We start from the raw sequence: 16,323 nt of genomic DNA, 5'->3' as shown, positions 1-16,323 counted from the left end.
TATTCTAAGCTGCTTCAGGAGCAGGTCCATTTTTGGGTTTTTCAGGCTTGTCTTGATGCTTCTTTTTCTCTTCATTATTTTTGACGCATCCTGCGCGCTGATCTTCGGGATATTCAATTCTTCGATGGAAAATACCGGTAAGCACACGATGGAAGCTTTCGCCGACTTTGGTTAAGTCGGAGAATGTAAGCTCGGAGTCATCAAGCTGACCCTCAGAGAAGATACCTTTAATGATAGTGTCGATATGCCCGCGTAAGCGGCTTGGAGTCGGGTCTGCAAGCACGCGGCTTGAAGCCTCAACAGCGTCAGCCAGCATAACAATAGCGGCTTCTCTGCTTTTCGGTTTAGGTCCTGGGTAGCGGAAGTCATCTTTGCACAGGCTTTCATCTTGTTCCGCTGCTTTAGTGTAGAAGTAGCGGATGACAGATGTGCCGTGATGCTGCTGGATAATATCTTCAATTTCATGACCAAGGCGGAATTTACGGGCAAGCCCGACACCTTTTTTAACGTGGGAAATAAGAATGAGCGTGCTCATGGCCGGAGTTAGCTTGTCATGAGGGTTCTTTGCTCGTCCCTGATTCTCAATAAAGTATTGAGGCTTAATCAGCTTGCCGATGTCATGGTACAGCGCCGCTACTTTACATAACAGGCTGTTGGCACCAATTGACTTAGCACCGGCTTCTACAAGGTTGGAGAGAATAAGTGAGTGATGATATGTGCCAGGGGCATTCATCATCAGTTCCTGAAGCAAAGGCTGCTCAAGGTTCATTAATTCCATCAATTTGAAACGGGTGGTGTAGTTGAAAATAAGTTCGATAATCGGGCTGAGAGCAAACACAACCAGCAAGGAGATTAAGCCGTTTGCTGCTGCAAAGGCTGCGCCGACAGCGATGTCAGGCATATCCAATTGTTGGTAGAGGGCTAAAGCAACCCACGTAACGAGGAGTCCGCCCATGAGCGGAAGACCACTCAGCGCGATGTCTTTACGGCTTTCTGCGTGTTGCACGAGCCAGACGTTAATCATTCCGCCGATGAAATAGAACAAGAAGAGTGCAATAGTTCCACCCATCATTACGGTGCAGAGAAAGCTGGTGATAAGTGCGGTTACGCTGCATCGCCTTATGCCGAAGATGAGTCCTACCAATCCTAGTGCACCCGGTACAGGGTAAAGGATAGGGAGTAGGTCTGCGGCTTGCGGTGCTCCGTCAAGGTTACCTTGCAGAAGCATGAAGCCTTTTGCGCCACCGGCAAATAAAATGATTAGCAATGAGGTGAACAGCAGGTCTTCGTTACGTAATGAACAGAGTCTGCGCCCCCTGCGCTCAAAGGCTAATCCTGCACCGAGAAGTAGGGCGGTCAGAAACACACCCAACATTTGATACGGGAAAAAACGTTGATTCTTATGTGCGAGCAGTGCTTGTAGCTTAATTTGAATAGGCAAGGTCACGCGTTCGCCTTTGCGAACAATGCTCTCGCCTTTTTTAATGCTGTAATACACAGGGTCAACTGCATCAATTGCCAGTTGCTCACGGAGCTGTGACTCCACCCTGTTCGGCGTAATCGTCGGGGTAAGGACAGGAGAAATGAGAGAGAGGATAGCGTTTCGCGTACGAAGCAGTGCTTTACCTTTCTTACGTAGTTCTTTGAGCAACCCTTTTTTTGTAGTTGAAAGATCATCAACCTTAAAGGCTACAGAGTGAAGCGTTTCGTTTTTCTGCTCAAGATCGCGGATAAGGTATCCGTTTCTGTTTTGCAGCAACAGCGTCCTGTCAGCCACGATGCCTTTATTGAGTATATCTACAATATAGGGCAACGCCTGTGTGTAAAAAATTGTCTGGAAGCGTTCTTCCTTCCAATGGCTGTAAGTTTGACGGGATACTTCAACATTGAGAAGTTCCTCAATTTGCCAGCGAACAGCATCTTCGTCACTGGAGGAAGCCATCGGAGAATTGATCAGATCGAAAATCACACGGAATTTGTCTTGAATTTTGGAGATAGGAGATCGATCCAAGTCATAAATAGGCGGCTGTAGTGCTGCAACCTGTCTGCGCTTGGCGAGGGTGGAACTGGTATCTTCAAAGAGTAGGTTTTGGGTTGCGAGTACGTCTTGTGCCGCAACTTCTCCTGCAACATACAGGGGGAGTGGAGGGCGCAGATTGGTTCCGCTAAGAATCGCAAGGGTGATCAGCGTAATAAGGAACACAAAAATGCCAAGTCTTGGATAAGACGAAATGGCATTACGCATTTTAGCAGATCCCTTTTGTGCTGAACCGCGCGCTTTACTTTTAGAAGTCATAGCCTGCTCGGTTAATCTTTGTTTGTCAGTTCTGCTGTATAACGCTCGTACGCGTTAACAACTTTTGCAACCAGTGGATGACGAACAACATCATCATGGTGAAAGTGTAGAAAACGGATTCCATTGATATTTGTCAAGACCCTTTGTGCCTCTATGAGACCGGAGCGGTGTGTGTTTGATCTTCCACATACTGGCAAGTCAATTTGTGTAACATCTCCGGTAACTACCATACGGGAACCGTATCCCATACGTGTTAAAAACATTTTCATCTGTTCAGGTGTAGTATTTTGTGCTTCATCCAATATAACGAATGCGTTATTGAGAGTACGGCCGCGCATGAATGCTAACGGGGCTATCTCAATTTCTCCAGTTTCAATCATGTGGGTTACTTTTTCAGAATCCAGCATGTCATGCAGGGCATCGTAAAGTGGACGTAAATATGGATCAACTTTTTCCACAAGATCACCCGGCAAAAATCCTAATTTCTCACCCGCCTCAACAGCCGGTCTGGTAAGAATGATTTTTTGCACTTTCTTTGTGAGAAACATTGATAATGCCATTGCAACAGCTAGATACGTTTTACCTGTACCAGCTGGACCTATCGCGAACACCATTTCGTTTTCACGCAATGCAGCAACGTAGTCGCGTTGATTTAATGTTTTTGGAGCGATGGTTTTTTTAGGCGAAACAACAAAAACTGAATCTTTAAACAGTTTTTGCAAATTTATGCTTGGTTCGCGTTGAAGCATACCGTAGGCATAGGTGATGTCTTTAGGATATACAGTTTTGCCTGCTTTAAGCAGGCCGTATAGCTGTGTGAGGAGATTTAGAACTGTTTGCAGTGCATCTGGATTAGTGGAGCTGGCATGTAGAGCAGTACCTTTTGTGTCCAGCTGTACGCCACTTTGCTTGGATATGAGCGTGAGATGTTTATTTTGCGGGCCAAAGAGGGCGTTCGCGAGTTGAATATCGTCAAAGTCCAATGTCTTCGTCACAGATGTGTTTGTCATATACGTTCTGGCCGCATCCTTGCGGAAAGGTTAATGTGTATAATCTGCCCGAGTGGTAGCCTGTTTTTTTCAATGAGTCTACTCGGGCACCCTTAACAAACCGATTTTTAGATCGTATTGCGTTTTGGCAACGCTTACAAAATACTCGGTAATGAGATTTGTTGATGCGGTATTGCGCACGGTTTTATCGATCTGAACAGTCTTAATAATTATGAAAAAGGACAGCGCACTTGCTTTCTGAACGTGTTGCTGTCATGAGTCCACACATGAAAACGATACAGATAATAAATGTACGCTGGTTTAATGCCACAGCTTGGTACGGGTTGTATCTTGCCCGTTTGCTGCGTGACGCAGGGCACGAGACATTGGTCATTACAGAACCGGGTACAGAGGCAGACGATAAAGCAAAAGAATGGGGTTTTACTCCGCTTCATTTTGATCTGAATTCTTCAAATCCGCTCAAACTGCTGTGTGCATATACACAACTCCATAAGCTTATTACAGATTTTACTCCAGATGTAGTCAATTGTCATCGTGGAGAAGGCTTTATTCTCTGGGGATTGTTACGCAAGTATCTTGGATCGTTTAAGCTTGTACGAACAAGGGGAGACCAGCGTTTTCCTAAGAATAATTTCCCGAACCGGTGGCTGCATACCAATGTTGCAGATGCTGTTATTGCGACAAACAGCGTAATGGCAAACCACTTTATTTCTAAGCTGAACGTGCCGGAATATAAAGTCTCTACCATCTTTGGTGGGGTAGATACAGAAAAGTTTGTGTTTAATAGTGCCGGACGTACAGAATTTCGTGAAAAACTTGGGTATGATGACTCGCACTTTGTGGTTTCCATGCTCGGTCGTTTTGATGAAGTCAAAGGGCAAAAAGAGCTGATTGAAGCCGTAGGAAAACTCTACCATGAGAAGGGCATGAAGCAGCTACGCCTAATGCTCCTCGGGTTTGAAACAGCCACGACTCAGGCCGAAGTAGAATCATGGATTGCTGCCAATAATTTACAAGACATCGCCTGCATTACTGGTAAAGTGCCGGATGTGTCCGCAGCTATTTCAGCTATGGATTTAGGCGTTATTGCTTCCAAGTGGTCAGAGACCATCGCCCGTGCTGCTTTTGAAATCATGGCGTGTAAACGCCCGCTCATTTCTACAGGCGTAGGGGTAATGCCGGACTTTATGGACGAAGACGCCATGTTTGAAGCAGGCGATGTGGATGCCTTGGCGGACACCATAGAGCGTGCAGCGAAAGACGAAGTATATCTTCAACGTATTTTTGATTTGCAGCAGAAAGAAATTGCTGAACTTTCCGGACAGCATTTCCTTGAAAACACGCTCGATTTGTATTCAAGATTGTAGCGTTATAAAATTTCTCAGTTGCAAAAGGGCTCGTATAGAAATTTCAAAAGGCCGCTTCTTAGTGAGGCGGCTGTTCTTCGTGTGATAATAGCGATAAAGGAGCTAGATCGTGATTAACTTTGCCAGTGATAACTATTCTGGAGTGCATCCACGTATTATGCAGGCTCTTGCCGCTGCAAACGAAGGTTGTGCCTGTGCGTACGGTGATGATACATATACAGCAGACGCCGATACAGCCTTTAAGGCATTGTTCGGAGACAATATTGCTTCTTATATAATGGTTAATGGAACGGGCGCTAATGTGCTTGGATTGTCTGCCCTTATGAGACCGTACCATGCAGTCGTATGCTCAGCCATGGCGCATATTAATGTTGATGAAACAGGCGCTCCTGAAAATGTTCTTGGCAGTAAGCTTCTTACTGTAGAGTCAAAAGACGGTAAGCTCACCCCGAACGATGTGGAACAGTTCCTTTTTGCAAAGGGTGTTGTTCATCATAGTCAGCCAAAAGTTATTTCTATCACTCAGTCTACTGAATATGGTGCCGTATATACGCCTGAAGAAGTAAAAGCACTGGGTGATTTTGCTCGTGAACATGACATGTACCTGCATATGGATGGCGCCCGCATTGCGAACGCAGCCGCAGCACTTGGTGTAGATGTTACTGCGTTTACTCGTGATGCCGGTGTGCACGTGCTTTCTTTTGGTGGCACTAAAAACGGTCTTATGTTTGGTGAAGCCATTGTCTTTTTCGATCCAAAACTTGCGGAAGGTTTTGAATACCTGCGTAAGCAGAATCTACAACTGCTTTCCAAAATGCGTTTCGCGTCCTGTCAGTTTAAAGAACTATTGTGTGACGGTTTGTGGCTTGAAACCGCTCGTAATTCCAATGCAATGGCAAAACGCCTTGCGGAAGGTCTTGCGAATGTTTCCGGTGTTACGATTTGCAATAAGGTAGACGTAAACTCTGTGTTTGCCATTATCAGCCCAGAACATCAGGAAGAGCTACATAAGCAGTTCGCATTTTATGAGTGGAATGAAGCCACCCATGAGGTGCGCCTTGTTTGTTCTTTTGATACAAGTGAACAGGATGTGGATAGCTTTGTTGCCGCAGCAAAAGCTATTTGCGGATAATGTTTTGTCCGAAAAATAAATAAGTTACTACGAAACAGCACGTTGCCTGAAATGCTTTTGAGGCAATGTGCTGTTTTTTATTGTCAATATTACAGTAAGGCGGGGTTGACTCAAACAATCTTGAACCTATTGTAGTGTTGTATCAATTTGTTAAGCATATAAAAAATGGCTACTGTTCTTAGGACGCTGAGTAACAGTAGCTTTATGTTTGAATCGATTGCGCCACGGGATAAAATATAAGAGTCCCGACACGGGCTTTAGGTAATACTAAACCGGTGTGGACGGCGCCCATATCGAATTTGATAATCATAAAAAAATACGTATTTATATATAGATAGGGGTGATCATGTCTGTTGAGTATAAAGATTATTATAAAATTTTAGGTGTTTCTAAAACCGCAGAGAAAGATGAAATTTCTCGTGCGTTTAAAAAGATTGCGCGAAAATACCATCCTGACTTGAACCCGGATGATGCTGAAGCCGAAACAAAATTTAAAGAAGCGAACGAAGCGCATGAAGTGCTTAAAGATCCTGAAAAACGTCGCATGTATGACCAGCTTGGCCCTAACTGGCAGCAAGGTCAGCACTTTAATGGTGGCGGCGGAGGCGGCTATCAGAATATGAACTTTGGTGGTGGCGGCGATTTTAGCGACTTCTTTGAAAATATGTTTGGTGGCGGCGGCTTCCAAGGTGGAGGCGGTTTCCAGGGCTTTGGTGGACAAGGTGGCGGCTACGGCAGTCGTCAGCAGCGTGGGCGTGATGTCGAAGCTTCTTTGTCCTTAACCTTGGAAGAAGCATACCACGGCGGCCGTAAATCCATTACTCTTTCAGATGGTGGCGGTGGCACAAAGGCACTGGAAGTTAATATTCCTGCTGGTATTAAGGATGGCGCACGCATTCGTTTGTCCGGTCAGGGGGATCAGGGCTATGGTGGCGGTGCATCAGGCGACTTGTATCTTAAAGTAAAAATCGCTGCACACCATCGTTTTACCCTTGATGGTTTGAATGTTCTTCTCGAATTACCGTTATCCCCATGGGAAGCAGCTCTTGGCGCAGAAGTAACCGTACCTACGCTTGATGGTAACGTAAGCCTGCGTATTGCTGCTGGCAGTGGTAGCGGCCGTAAACTTCGTCTGCGTAACAAAGGTCTGGGGACTGGTTCGAACAAGGGTGATCAGTTTGTGCGTATTAAAGTTGTTGTTCCTGAACCTACTACCGATAAGCAAAAAGAACTTTGGGAAGAGCTTTCAAAAGAATTTGAAGACTTTACCCCTCGCGAATTCTAGCATGGCATAATATCTTCGCAAATACGGGAGGCTTGCAATGACACGTACTATTCTGGAGTTACAGATGATATCTGAAGAATTGCCTGTTCAATCGGATCGCATTGCATGGGCTCAATTTTTAGAGCTTACGGGAATTCATCCTTCGAAATTGGGCGAGTTGCTTGAGATGGAATGGATTATTCCTGCAAAGGCTGCGGATAAGCATTACTTGTTTACTCGTAAGGACGTTTTTCGCGTCCGCAAGCTTATCCGTATTTGTGATGATTTTAGTTTAACCTCGACAGGCGGTTCGATCATTGTTGATTTGCTCGAACGTGTTCAGGATTTAGAACGTAAAGTTGAAGAGCTTGAGTCTGGCGCGGAATAATACCGCAGTTACGATTTTATATTTCAGTATGTTCAATGATTCGGAGAGTGCAATATGGATTTAAATCAGTTCACTGAAAAATCTCAGGCAGCCATTAGTGAGGCACAAAACATTGCAATTCGTTTTGGGCACCAGCAAGTGGATGTTGATCATCTCGTGCTTGCATTGGTGGATCAAGAGCAGGGTCTTGTTCGGCGCATTTTAGAGCGCGTGAATGTTGACCCAGCCCGTTTTGGGTCTGCATTAGAAAAAGAAATTCGTAAAAGACCTTCCGTGAGTGGCCCCGGTGCCAGTCACGACACTATTATGGTGACTCAACAGCTGAACCAGTTGTTAGTGCGTGCACAGGATTTTGCAAAACGCATGAAAGACGAATTTGTCAGCGTTGAGCATCTGTTTTGTGTAGCACTGGAACCACCTGTGGCGCCTGCGGTTGCGGTAGTAGTTAAGGAGATGAATATCTCTTATGAAGATGTTCTGAAGTCTCTTAACGAAGTTCGTGGTGCTCAGCGTGTAACGTCTCAGAATCCAGAAGATACCTATGAGGCTTTGATCAAATATGGTCGTGATCTTGTAGATGAAGCCCGAAGAGGCAAACTTGACCCTGTTATCGGTCGAGATGCTGAGATCCGTCGTACTATCCGTATTCTTTCCCGTCGTACTAAGAATAACCCTGTGCTTATTGGTGAGGCAGGTGTTGGTAAAACAGCTATTGTTGAAGGACTCGCTCATCGTATTTTAAATGGTGATGTTCCTGAAAGTCTAAAAGACAAAAGCTTGTTTGCCCTTGATATGGGCGCGCTGATTGCCGGTGCAAAGTATCGTGGTGAGTTTGAAGAGCGTCTTAAAGCGGTTCTTGCAGAAGTTGAAAAATCTGAAGGCCGTATTTTAATGTTCATTGATGAACTGCATACAATTGTAGGTGCCGGTAAAACAGAAGGCGCAATGGATGCCGGTAACTTGCTCAAGCCTATGCTTGCTCGAGGAGAACTGCATTGCATTGGTGCCACAACACTTGATGAATACCGTCAGTACATCGAAAAAGACCCTGCTCTCGAGCGTCGTTTTCAGCCGCTCGTTGTAGACCAGCCGACGCTTGAAGATACTATTTCAATCCTGCGTGGCTTGAAGGAACGCTTTGAAGTGCATCACGGTGTGCGCATCAGCGATTCCGCAATCGTGGAAGCTGTGATGCTTTCCGACAGATATATTTCAGACCGCCAGCTGCCGGATAAGGCCATTGACCTTATTGATGAAGCTGCGGCAATGATTCGTACAGAGATTGACTCTATGCCTGCGGAACTGGATGAAGCCAGCCGCAAGATGATGCAGCTTGAAATTGAACGTGAAGCACTTCGTAAAGAAACAGATGAAGCTTCCCGCGAGCGTTTGGAAAAACTTGAAAACGAACTTTCAGAGTTGCGCGGCACCCATGCAGATCTCATGTCTAAATGGGAAAAAGAAAAGGGTGCCATTGATTCGCAGCGTCAGTTGAAAGAGCAGATTGAAGAAACCAAGCGTAAGATTGAAGAAGCTGAACGTAATTATGATTTGAATACGGCAGCACAGCTTAAATATTCTGTGCTGAATGATCTTGAGAACCGCTTGAATCCGGAACAGGATGAAGAAGGCGGAGATGAGCGTCTGCTGAAAGAAGAAGTTCGTCCTGAAGACGTAGCCGGTATTGTGGCGCATTGGACAGGCATTCCTGTCACTCGTCTTGTAGAGGCTGAGCGTGACAAGCTGTTACGTTTGCCTATTGAGTTACATGAACGGGTGATTGGACAGGATGAAGCTGTTGAGGCTGTTTCTGAAGCTGTTCTGCGTTCGCGCGCAGGTCTTTCTGATCCCAATCGGCCTATTGGTTCCTTCATATTCTTAGGACCGACCGGTGTTGGTAAAACAGAGTTATGTAAAACTCTGGCAGAAGCATTATTTGACACAGAGGATAATATTGTACGACTCGATATGAGTGAGTACATGGAAAAACACACTGTTGCTCGTCTTATCGGTGCCCCTCCCGGATACATCGGGTATGACGAGGGTGGACAGCTTACAGAGGCTGTGCGTCGTAAGCCTTACAGTGTAGTGCTTTTTGATGAAGTAGAAAAAGCACATCCAGATGTGTTTAATACCTTGTTGCAAATTTTAGATGACGGACGTTTGACTGATAGTCAGGGACGCACCGTTAACTTTAAAAATACAATTATCATCATGACCTCCAACATCGGTGCGCCGTTGTTGCTTGAGGGCATCTCTCCGGATGGTCATCTTGCAGATGGTATTCGTGATACCGTTATGCAGGAGCTGCGTAAGCACTTTAGACCGGAATTCTTGAACCGTGTTGATGAGACGGTACTCTTTAAACCTCTGTTACGTGAACAGATTAAAGAGATTATTGAACTTCTTCTAGGTCGGTTGCGCGCAAGGCTGGAAGGTCGTAAGATTACCTTGGAACTTACCGAGGCTGCGCGTGATTTTATTGCAGACAATGCGTACGACCCTGTGTACGGTGCTCGTCCTCTGCGACGTTATCTACAGCAGAGAATTGAGACTACGCTTGCACGCAAGCTTATTGGCGGTGATTTACGAGAGGGCCAGCATGTTGTCATTGATGTTGTAACGGAAGATGACGACTTCGAAGATTTGCAATTTACGATTTCATAAGACGATGATTGCAGATAAAAGCGGCTTTTGATAATGCACCTACAATCAATCTACATAATATGGAGAGAGTGCACATGCGACTTTTACATTTACTTGGCGCAGTAGCGCTTCTTTTAGTAACATTCACTTCCAGCAGTGCGCTGGCTAAAGAGGATTCCGTTTTGATTAAATTTGAAACTACAATGGGCAACTTTGTTGTTGAACTCGATACAGAAAAAGCTCCTGAAAGCTCTAAGAACTTCGAACAGTACGTTCGTGACGGTTTCTACGATGGTACTATCTTCCACCGCGTAATCGACAACTTCATGATCCAGGGCGGCGGTTTTGACGCTGATATGGAACAGAAAGCAACCCGTGAGCCAATCAAAAACGAAGCTGACAACGGTCTTGCTAACGATAAATACACTCTTTCAATGGCACGTACTCAGGATCCTGATTCTGCTACTGCTCAGTTCTTCATCAACGTTAAAGATAACGCATTCCTTAACCACTCCGGTAAATCCGTGAGCGGCTGGGGCTACGCAGTTTTCGGTAAAGTTGTAGAAGGCACTGAGATCATCGACATCATGAAAGGCGTAAAAACTGGTAGCTTCGGTTTCCATCAGGACGTTCCTGTTGAGCAGATCGCTATCGTTAAAGCATACGTTGTAGAATAGGTTTTAGTACACTTCGCTGCACTTGGTGCGGTGAGGCGTTTATTGCTAGAATAGTAAAGGAGCTTCAGAGTAATCTGAAGCTCCTTTTTTTTGTATGCTGATAACTCTGAGAGCTTGCTTTTTGGGGACGAGTTTTCTTTTTCGTTAGTGGGGCAGACGGTGGATGTGCTGGTGGAAGATAGAACACAAAAAAAGCTCACAGTTTTCACCGTGAGCTAAATATTCGTGGTCGGAGAGACAGGATTCGAACCTGCGACCCTCTGGTCCCAAACCAGATGCGCTACCAAGCTGCGCTACTCTCCGTCGCGAAAGAAGTGATATGGAAAACTGGAGTTAGATGCAAGTAAAAAATGCAAAAAATCACTTTTTTTTCTGATATTGCACATGGTATAGCGATGCCCACTCATACATTGCTGTGTGACTATTATCGTTCGATGTGATTACGGCTGGATTTCATCGTATGAGAAAAATAGGTGGACACGGTGAGTTGACTTTGTACATTCAATCAATACATAAACGCTCATGCGCATGAGGGTGTCGGTAGAAGGGAATATGATTCTTTACTGGTGAGGCATCCTGTGCTGATTGAGATTGCGTACAGGGCCTTTTTTTACAGATTAAAAAAGAGCTGTGCTGCGCAACCGTTAGCCGTTAGTAAATCTTCGAACTTCACGGATAAAGAGAGTATAGCGGTATAAAAAAATGAGATCGAGGCATACTTTGGTGTGTGTGGATTTGTTTTTTGAAGTAGCGGTATCAACCGTAGGCGAGCTTTCAAGCTGTACTGAATGAGAGTACCCTGCGGGTGCGCTGTGGCGTGCTGTTTGCCATTAATCTTTTTTTTATTTTACTATTTATACGGGTTGCATCTGCTCAAGTGGCGGCTCTAAAGGAAATACAATGGAACTTCTTAACTTCGTTCTCGGCTTTGTGGAAGCTATGAGCTGGCCTGAACGTATTTCGATTGCAACTGGACTTATTTATATTGTTTTAAGTGTGCGTCAAAAGCCATTGTGCTGGCCGTTTGGCATTCTCAGTGTTGGCATTTGGATGGTGGTTGTTTTTAACGGAAGGCTCTACATGGATGCCTTTCTCCAGTTCGTGTACGTAGTGCTCGGCTTTTATGGCTGGTGGCAGTGGATGCGCGGTGGCGAAAATGATACTCCGTTGCCGGTGCGCACTGTAGATAAGGCACTTGCTTTAAAGCTCGCTGGTGTAGGTATCGTGGGAATAATGATTTTTGGGTACATCTCTCAGAATATATTACATGCCGCATTTCCGTGGCTGGATACAATTACCACAGTAATCAGTTTGATTGCTCAGTACTTGCTCGCACGAAAATATCTGGAGAACTGGATTCTGTGGATTGTTGCTGACGCAATGTACATCTATATTTACTTTGCCAAAGGCTGGACTGGATACAGTGGTCTTATGGCTGTGTATACCATTATGGCAGTTGCCGGTCTTTACAGTTGGTATAAGTCCATGCAGGCAGACGCCGTGAATACTGAAGCCAAATGCCAGACTGCGTAAACGAGGAAAATTATGTCGCCTAACTCTGCCCCGATTATTCGTATTGTTGTTACTGGGTCTGAATGTACGGGGAAATCTACGTTAACAGACATGTTAGCAAAGTATTATGGTGTGCCGTATGTTGAGGAGTACTTGCGTAAGTACTTTGTTGAGCATGACGGGGAACTCACACTTGAAGATGCTGTACCTATTGCAAAGGGACAGCTTGAGGCAGAATTGGCAGTAGAAGCTAAGCGTCCTCCTTTTCTGCTCTGCGATACGAATATGTTATCTTCGGCTGTGTACAACAAGTACTATTACAAAAATAATCCTGAATGGATTGAGACGACAATGGATGAAAGAGTCTATACTCTATACGTTCTTTGTGGGATCGACATTCCATGGGAAGATGACGGACAGCGAGATCGACCTCTTGAGCGCGGACGTATGCAGAAGTTGTTTAAGAAAGAGCTTGAAAGCCGATGTGCGTCTTTTGTCGAAGTACAAGGGACGCGGCAGGAACGCCTTACATGTGCAGTAGCAGCCATTGATGCTGTGCTTTTTGGACGCTGCTAGCAAGAGAATAGCGATAGAAAGATAAAACGCCTCTGTGTGAAAACATGGAGGCGTTTTTTTTATGGAAAATTTTTGAAATGAGAATAGGGCAAAGGTGCTTGATTTTGCACCGTTGATGCTGTCTGTGGCATGATGATAGGATGGTGTCATAACATTCTGGTCTGGATGTAGCTGCTTGCGGCAAGGCAGCAGACACAAAAAAAGCTCACAGTTTGCACTGTGAGCTAAAAATTCGTGGTCGGAGAGACAGGATTCGAACCTGCGACCCTCTGGTCCCAAACCAGATGCGCTACCAAGCTGCGCTACTCTCCGTCGCGAGAAATGTAACTAAGGAAAAGTGGCGGGAGTTGCAAGTAAAAAATGCAATTTTATTAAAATTTAGTCACATTTTTTTGATGCAGGCTCTTTGAGTCTGCATAGACGTTCCCTGTGCTCCGCTATTTTCTTCTGAAGGTGTGAAAGTGCATAGCAGTGGATATGAAAAAAGCTCACAGTTTTCACTATGAGCTTTAAATTCATGGTCGGAGAGACAGGATTCGAACCTGCGACCCTCTGGTCCCAAACCAGATGCGCTACCAAGCTGCGCTACTCTCCGTCGCGAGAAAAGTAACTAAGGAAAACCGGAGTGACTTGCAAGGAAAAAATGCAGAAAACATAAAGTTTATGCGAAAAAAGGTGAATATTTTGACTTTCAATGCAAAAAAAGTGTTTTTTGTCTAAAAATTGATGCTTTTCTATGAAAACGGCCAGTGGCGGAATTTTAGAAAAGATATGTTTGCAGGAGCATTCAAATCGAGTGTGTAAGTAAATGCACAGAAATAAGACGTGCCCGAAAGCAGTGGGGTCTGTTTATAGAATGACTGGCTTTCTTGTAACGACACTCTTCATGCCATAATGTTATTACTGTTGAGAGGCCTCTGCCTTTAAGAAGGCGCAGTGTGGACATTTGGATAACCGGTGATGTTGACCGGCAAGGAAAGGAGAGTTTTGCATGGATACAATTTTGGTGACTGGCTTTGGTCCTTACGGCAACACGCCTGTGAATCCCGCTAATCAATCAGCCGAGGCCTTGGATGGTCAAATCATTGCTGGTGCTCGTGTCGTAGGTGTGGAAGCCCCAAGCTACTGGTTCAAATGCATCGACACAGTCGTCAGTGCTATTGAGAAACATAATCCTGTGATGGTTATAATGCTGGGTGAATTTGGCGGGCGGGCAATGTTGACGATTGAACGAATCGCTCAGAACATAAATGATTCTACCCGTTATGGGTTGCATGATAATGGTGGGCTGACGCAGCAGGGAGAACCTGTCGTTCCGGGTGGTCCTGCTGCATATTATGCTACGCTGCCGTTGCGTACCATGGTGCTGGCAATGCGCAAAGCGGGTTTCCCTGCGGACATTTCTGATGCGGCTGGAACCTTGATGTGTAATCATCTTATGTATGGTGTCATACACTACATTGAATCGAATAAGCTGCCTGTAAGGGCAGGGTGGATACATTTACCTGCACTGCCGGAAGTGGCTGCTACGGATGCTTTTCTTGGGAACCCGAGTATGTCGTTGGATACCACTGTTGGCGGTCTTAAGGTCGCCATACAGGCCGCAATTGAACACAAACAAGATGTTGATGCACCTGTGCGTTCCTGCTGGCAGATCTGATGCTCCAAGGAACTCAGTAAAGAGTCTTGTGTCGATTAAGGGAATGGGCGCTAGTAGTGTCGATGGCGCCCTGCATGTTTGTTGAAGTGTGTGTGCGTCTGAGTACCAAATGATATTAAAACAAGAAGGAGAAATTCACATTCATATTGTGAATTTCTCCTTTCGTATTTGTGTACGCCGGATGTTTACGGCAGAGACATCTTGGACGTTTTTCTGCACATCGCGGTAGCCAATTTTTTCGAGCAACCGTTGCTAGCCAAAATAATAAGCGAATATTGGCGCAAAAAGTAGAGCAGGAAGCATGTTTGTCAACGAGATGGTGCGAAGTTCAAGCAGGCTGATGCCAATGCCGATAATAAGCGCGCCGCCGGTTGCTGTGAGTTCCGTCATCATGCTGTCTGTCATGATCGGCTGTAAATATGTGGCAAACTCAGTAAGGCTGCCCTGATAAATGAAAACAGGGATAGCGGAAAAAAGCACACCGGCGCCATAGGTAGCGGCAAATGCCATAGCGGCAAATCCATCAAGAATGGATTTTGCGAATAAAATTGTATGTTCGCCGCGAAGTCCTTCTTCAAATGATCCAAGAATTGCCATTGAACCGATGCAAAAAAGTACTGAGGTAGAAACAAAGCCGTCTGTGAATTTTGAATTGTTCGATCTGACGATTTTTTTCAGTTTGTCTGCGCCGCGTGTGAGCAACTTTTCTAGATTGAGCAACTCTCCGGTGATGGAGCCAAGAAGTACGCTGAAGACAAGAACCAAAAGATTTTTGCTTTGCATACCCATTTGAACACCGATGATGAGAACACAGAGGCCGAGACCGGAAAAAACAATATTGCGTACCCGTTCAGGTAATCGACCGCCAAGTGCAAGTCCGCATGTACCCCCAATGACAATGCAGGCAACATTGAAAAGGGAACCGAGTGGAAGAATCACAGCTTTGCTCCGTAATATGACAAGTTTGTAAATAAAGAGCTAGGTACGCCGTATCTGACCTAAAAGAAAGCGTTATTTACGGGAGAAATGAATGGGGAACGTGTCGGGCTTGGGGGAATGGGGTTGGATACAAAAAAAGCTCACAGTTTACACTGTGAGCTTTAAATTCGTGGTCGGAGAGACAGGATTCGAACCTGCGACCCTCTGGTCCCAAACCAGATGCGCTACCAAGCTGCGCTACTCTCCGTCGCGAAGGATGTACTAAGGAAAAGAAGCGGGCGGTGCAAGTGAAAAATGCATAAAATGCAAAATAAATGCTGGTTGCGCTCTTTTTCTGCTGGAGATGACTATATTCGAGTTCTATCCATGTGCGCTACTATAACAATAAGGAGTGCTGTTGTAGTGATGATATACTGGATACAAAAAAAGCTCACAGCTTTCACTGTGAGCTAAATATTCGTGGTCGGAGAGACAGGATTCGAACCTGCGACCCTCTGGTCCCAAACCAGATGCGCTACCAAGCTGCGCTACTCTCCGTCGCGAAAGAAGTACTAAGGAAAACTCCTGCGACTTGCAAGGGAAAAATGCAGAAAAGTTCAAATTAGTGCATTTTAGAACTGTTTTTGATTGAGGCTCAAAGAAAAATAGAGTCAATGCGTTGGGAAGTGCTCATGGGCTATAGAGAATTGAGGTGAAGGATTGAGCAGTCGCGGTGTTTCATGGTTCAAAACGAAAAAAGCTCACAGTTTTCACTGTGAGCTAAATATTCGTGGTCGGAGAGACAGGATTCGAACCTGCGACCCTCTGGTCCCAAACCAGATGCGCTACCAAGCTGCGCTACTCTCCGTCGCGAAGA

The 16,323-nt window shown here is 45.3% G+C and carries 12 protein-coding genes and 6 tRNA genes; 9 read left to right on the top strand and 9 right to left on the bottom strand.

Annotation, left to right across the window (positions count from 1 at the left end; genetic code table 11):
* Window positions 1-4 precede the first annotated feature (4 nt).
* A complete protein-coding gene (locus ACZ5V1_RS08200) occupies window positions 5-2,296 on the bottom strand; it encodes an HD family phosphohydrolase (protein WP_464391439.1) in 2,292 nt (763 codons plus the stop codon).
* An 11-nt stretch (window positions 2,297-2,307) separates the two neighbouring features.
* Window positions 2,308-3,306: a PhoH family protein gene (locus tag ACZ5V1_RS08195; protein ID WP_464391438.1), complete on the bottom strand. Its 999-nt coding sequence runs from the start codon at window positions 3,304-3,306 to the stop codon at window positions 2,308-2,310.
* Between the two features lie 266 nt (window positions 3,307-3,572).
* On the opposite strand from ACZ5V1_RS08195, the gene ACZ5V1_RS08190 reads away from it, so the two are divergent.
* The 6 genes from ACZ5V1_RS08190 to ACZ5V1_RS08165 all read left to right on the top strand — a co-directional run bounded on the left by ACZ5V1_RS08190 (window position 3,573) and on the right by ACZ5V1_RS08165 (window position 10,780).
* Window positions 3,573-4,673 carry a glycosyltransferase family 4 protein gene (locus ACZ5V1_RS08190; protein ID WP_464391437.1) on the top strand — a complete coding sequence of 367 codons (1,101 nt, stop codon included), beginning with the start codon at window positions 3,573-3,575 and terminating at the stop codon, window positions 4,671-4,673.
* 109 nt (window positions 4,674-4,782) lie between these two features.
* Window positions 4,783-5,805 carry a threonine aldolase family protein gene (locus tag ACZ5V1_RS08185; protein ID WP_464391436.1) on the top strand — a complete coding sequence of 341 codons (1,023 nt, stop codon included), beginning with the start codon at window positions 4,783-4,785 and terminating at the stop codon, window positions 5,803-5,805.
* A 346-nt stretch (window positions 5,806-6,151) separates the two neighbouring features.
* Window positions 6,152-7,090 carry a DnaJ C-terminal domain-containing protein gene (locus ACZ5V1_RS08180; protein WP_464391435.1) on the top strand — a complete coding sequence of 313 codons (939 nt, stop codon included), beginning with the start codon at window positions 6,152-6,154 and terminating at the stop codon, window positions 7,088-7,090.
* Window positions 7,091-7,127: 37 nt separating this feature from the next.
* A complete protein-coding gene (locus ACZ5V1_RS08175) occupies window positions 7,128-7,457 on the top strand; it encodes a chaperone modulator CbpM (RefSeq protein ID WP_464391434.1) in 330 nt (109 codons plus the stop codon).
* 54 nt (window positions 7,458-7,511) lie between these two features.
* Window positions 7,512-10,124 carry an ATP-dependent chaperone ClpB gene (clpB, locus tag ACZ5V1_RS08170; RefSeq protein ID WP_464391433.1) on the top strand — a complete coding sequence of 871 codons (2,613 nt, stop codon included), beginning with the start codon at window positions 7,512-7,514 and terminating at the stop codon, window positions 10,122-10,124.
* A gap of 74 nt (window positions 10,125-10,198) precedes the next feature.
* The gene (locus ACZ5V1_RS08165; protein WP_464391432.1) at window positions 10,199-10,780 is read left to right on the top strand and encodes a peptidylprolyl isomerase; all 582 of its coding nucleotides are present in this window, start codon (window positions 10,199-10,201) and stop codon (window positions 10,778-10,780) included.
* A 226-nt stretch (window positions 10,781-11,006) separates the two neighbouring features.
* Here the strand turns inward: ACZ5V1_RS08165 and ACZ5V1_RS08160 are convergent.
* Window positions 11,007-11,083 (bottom strand) — tRNA-Pro (locus ACZ5V1_RS08160).
* Between the two features lie 597 nt (window positions 11,084-11,680).
* Here ACZ5V1_RS08160 and pnuC point away from each other — a divergent pair.
* Together pnuC and ACZ5V1_RS08150 are read left to right on the top strand one after the other, a co-directional pair.
* A complete protein-coding gene (gene pnuC, locus ACZ5V1_RS08155; RefSeq protein ID WP_464391431.1) occupies window positions 11,681-12,313 on the top strand; it encodes a nicotinamide riboside transporter PnuC in 633 nt (210 codons plus the stop codon).
* 12 nt (window positions 12,314-12,325) lie between these two features.
* On the top strand, window positions 12,326-12,868 hold the full coding sequence (locus ACZ5V1_RS08150) for an AAA family ATPase (RefSeq protein ID WP_464391430.1): 543 nt from the start codon (window positions 12,326-12,328) through the stop codon (window positions 12,866-12,868).
* 235 nt (window positions 12,869-13,103) lie between these two features.
* Here the strand turns inward: ACZ5V1_RS08150 and ACZ5V1_RS08145 are convergent.
* Window positions 13,104-13,180 (bottom strand) — tRNA-Pro (locus tag ACZ5V1_RS08145).
* Window positions 13,181-13,386: 206 nt separating this feature from the next.
* Window positions 13,387-13,463, bottom strand: a tRNA-Pro gene (locus ACZ5V1_RS08140).
* 396 nt (window positions 13,464-13,859) lie between these two features.
* Here ACZ5V1_RS08140 and pcp point away from each other — a divergent pair.
* Entirely contained in the window at window positions 13,860-14,528 is a 669-nt protein-coding gene (gene pcp / locus ACZ5V1_RS08135; RefSeq protein ID WP_464391429.1) for a pyroglutamyl-peptidase I, read from the top strand.
* A 252-nt stretch (window positions 14,529-14,780) separates the two neighbouring features.
* On the opposite strand, the gene ACZ5V1_RS08130 is transcribed toward pcp, so the two are convergent.
* The 4 genes from ACZ5V1_RS08130 to ACZ5V1_RS08115 all read right to left on the bottom strand — a co-directional run bounded on the left by ACZ5V1_RS08130 (window position 14,781) and on the right by ACZ5V1_RS08115 (window position 16,314).
* On the bottom strand, window positions 14,781-15,467 hold the full coding sequence (locus tag ACZ5V1_RS08130; protein WP_464391428.1) for a DUF554 domain-containing protein: 687 nt from the start codon (window positions 15,465-15,467) through the stop codon (window positions 14,781-14,783).
* A 170-nt stretch (window positions 15,468-15,637) separates the two neighbouring features.
* Window positions 15,638-15,714: transfer RNA gene (locus ACZ5V1_RS08125), tRNA-Pro, on the bottom strand.
* 213 nt (window positions 15,715-15,927) lie between these two features.
* Window positions 15,928-16,004, bottom strand: a tRNA-Pro gene (locus ACZ5V1_RS08120).
* 233 nt (window positions 16,005-16,237) lie between these two features.
* Window positions 16,238-16,314, bottom strand: a tRNA-Pro gene (locus ACZ5V1_RS08115).
* Window positions 16,315-16,323 lie beyond the last annotated feature (9 nt).

The sequence above is a fragment of the Halodesulfovibrio oceani subsp. galateae genome (assembly GCF_055397225.1).
Note: the sequence above shows the minus strand (reverse complement) of the source record. Positions and strands in the feature narration are given on the sequence as shown.

What these genes read in the sequence shown, in the direction of transcription:
- ACZ5V1_RS08180 (WP_464391435.1), top strand. Translation starts at nt 6,152, where the DNA reads ATGTCTGTTGAGTATAAAGATTATTATAAAATTTTAGGTGTTTCTAAA.
- ACZ5V1_RS08175 (WP_464391434.1), top strand. Translation starts at nt 7,128, where the DNA reads ATGACACGTACTATTCTGGAGTTACAGATGATATCTGAAGAATTGCCT.
- ACZ5V1_RS08200 (WP_464391439.1), bottom strand. Translation starts at nt 2,296, where the DNA reads ATGACTTCTAAAAGTAAAGCGCGCGGTTCAGCACAAAAGGGATCTGCT.
- pcp (WP_464391429.1), top strand. Translation starts at nt 13,860, where the DNA reads ATGGATACAATTTTGGTGACTGGCTTTGGTCCTTACGGCAACACGCCT.
- pnuC (WP_464391431.1), top strand. Translation starts at nt 11,681, where the DNA reads ATGGAACTTCTTAACTTCGTTCTCGGCTTTGTGGAAGCTATGAGCTGG.
- ACZ5V1_RS08195 (WP_464391438.1), bottom strand. Translation starts at nt 3,306, where the DNA reads ATGACAAACACATCTGTGACGAAGACATTGGACTTTGACGATATTCAA.
- ACZ5V1_RS08150 (WP_464391430.1), top strand. Translation starts at nt 12,326, where the DNA reads ATGTCGCCTAACTCTGCCCCGATTATTCGTATTGTTGTTACTGGGTCT.
- ACZ5V1_RS08165 (WP_464391432.1), top strand. Translation starts at nt 10,199, where the DNA reads ATGCGACTTTTACATTTACTTGGCGCAGTAGCGCTTCTTTTAGTAACA.
- ACZ5V1_RS08190 (WP_464391437.1), top strand. Translation starts at nt 3,573, where the DNA reads ATGAAAACGATACAGATAATAAATGTACGCTGGTTTAATGCCACAGCT.
- clpB (WP_464391433.1), top strand. Translation starts at nt 7,512, where the DNA reads ATGGATTTAAATCAGTTCACTGAAAAATCTCAGGCAGCCATTAGTGAG.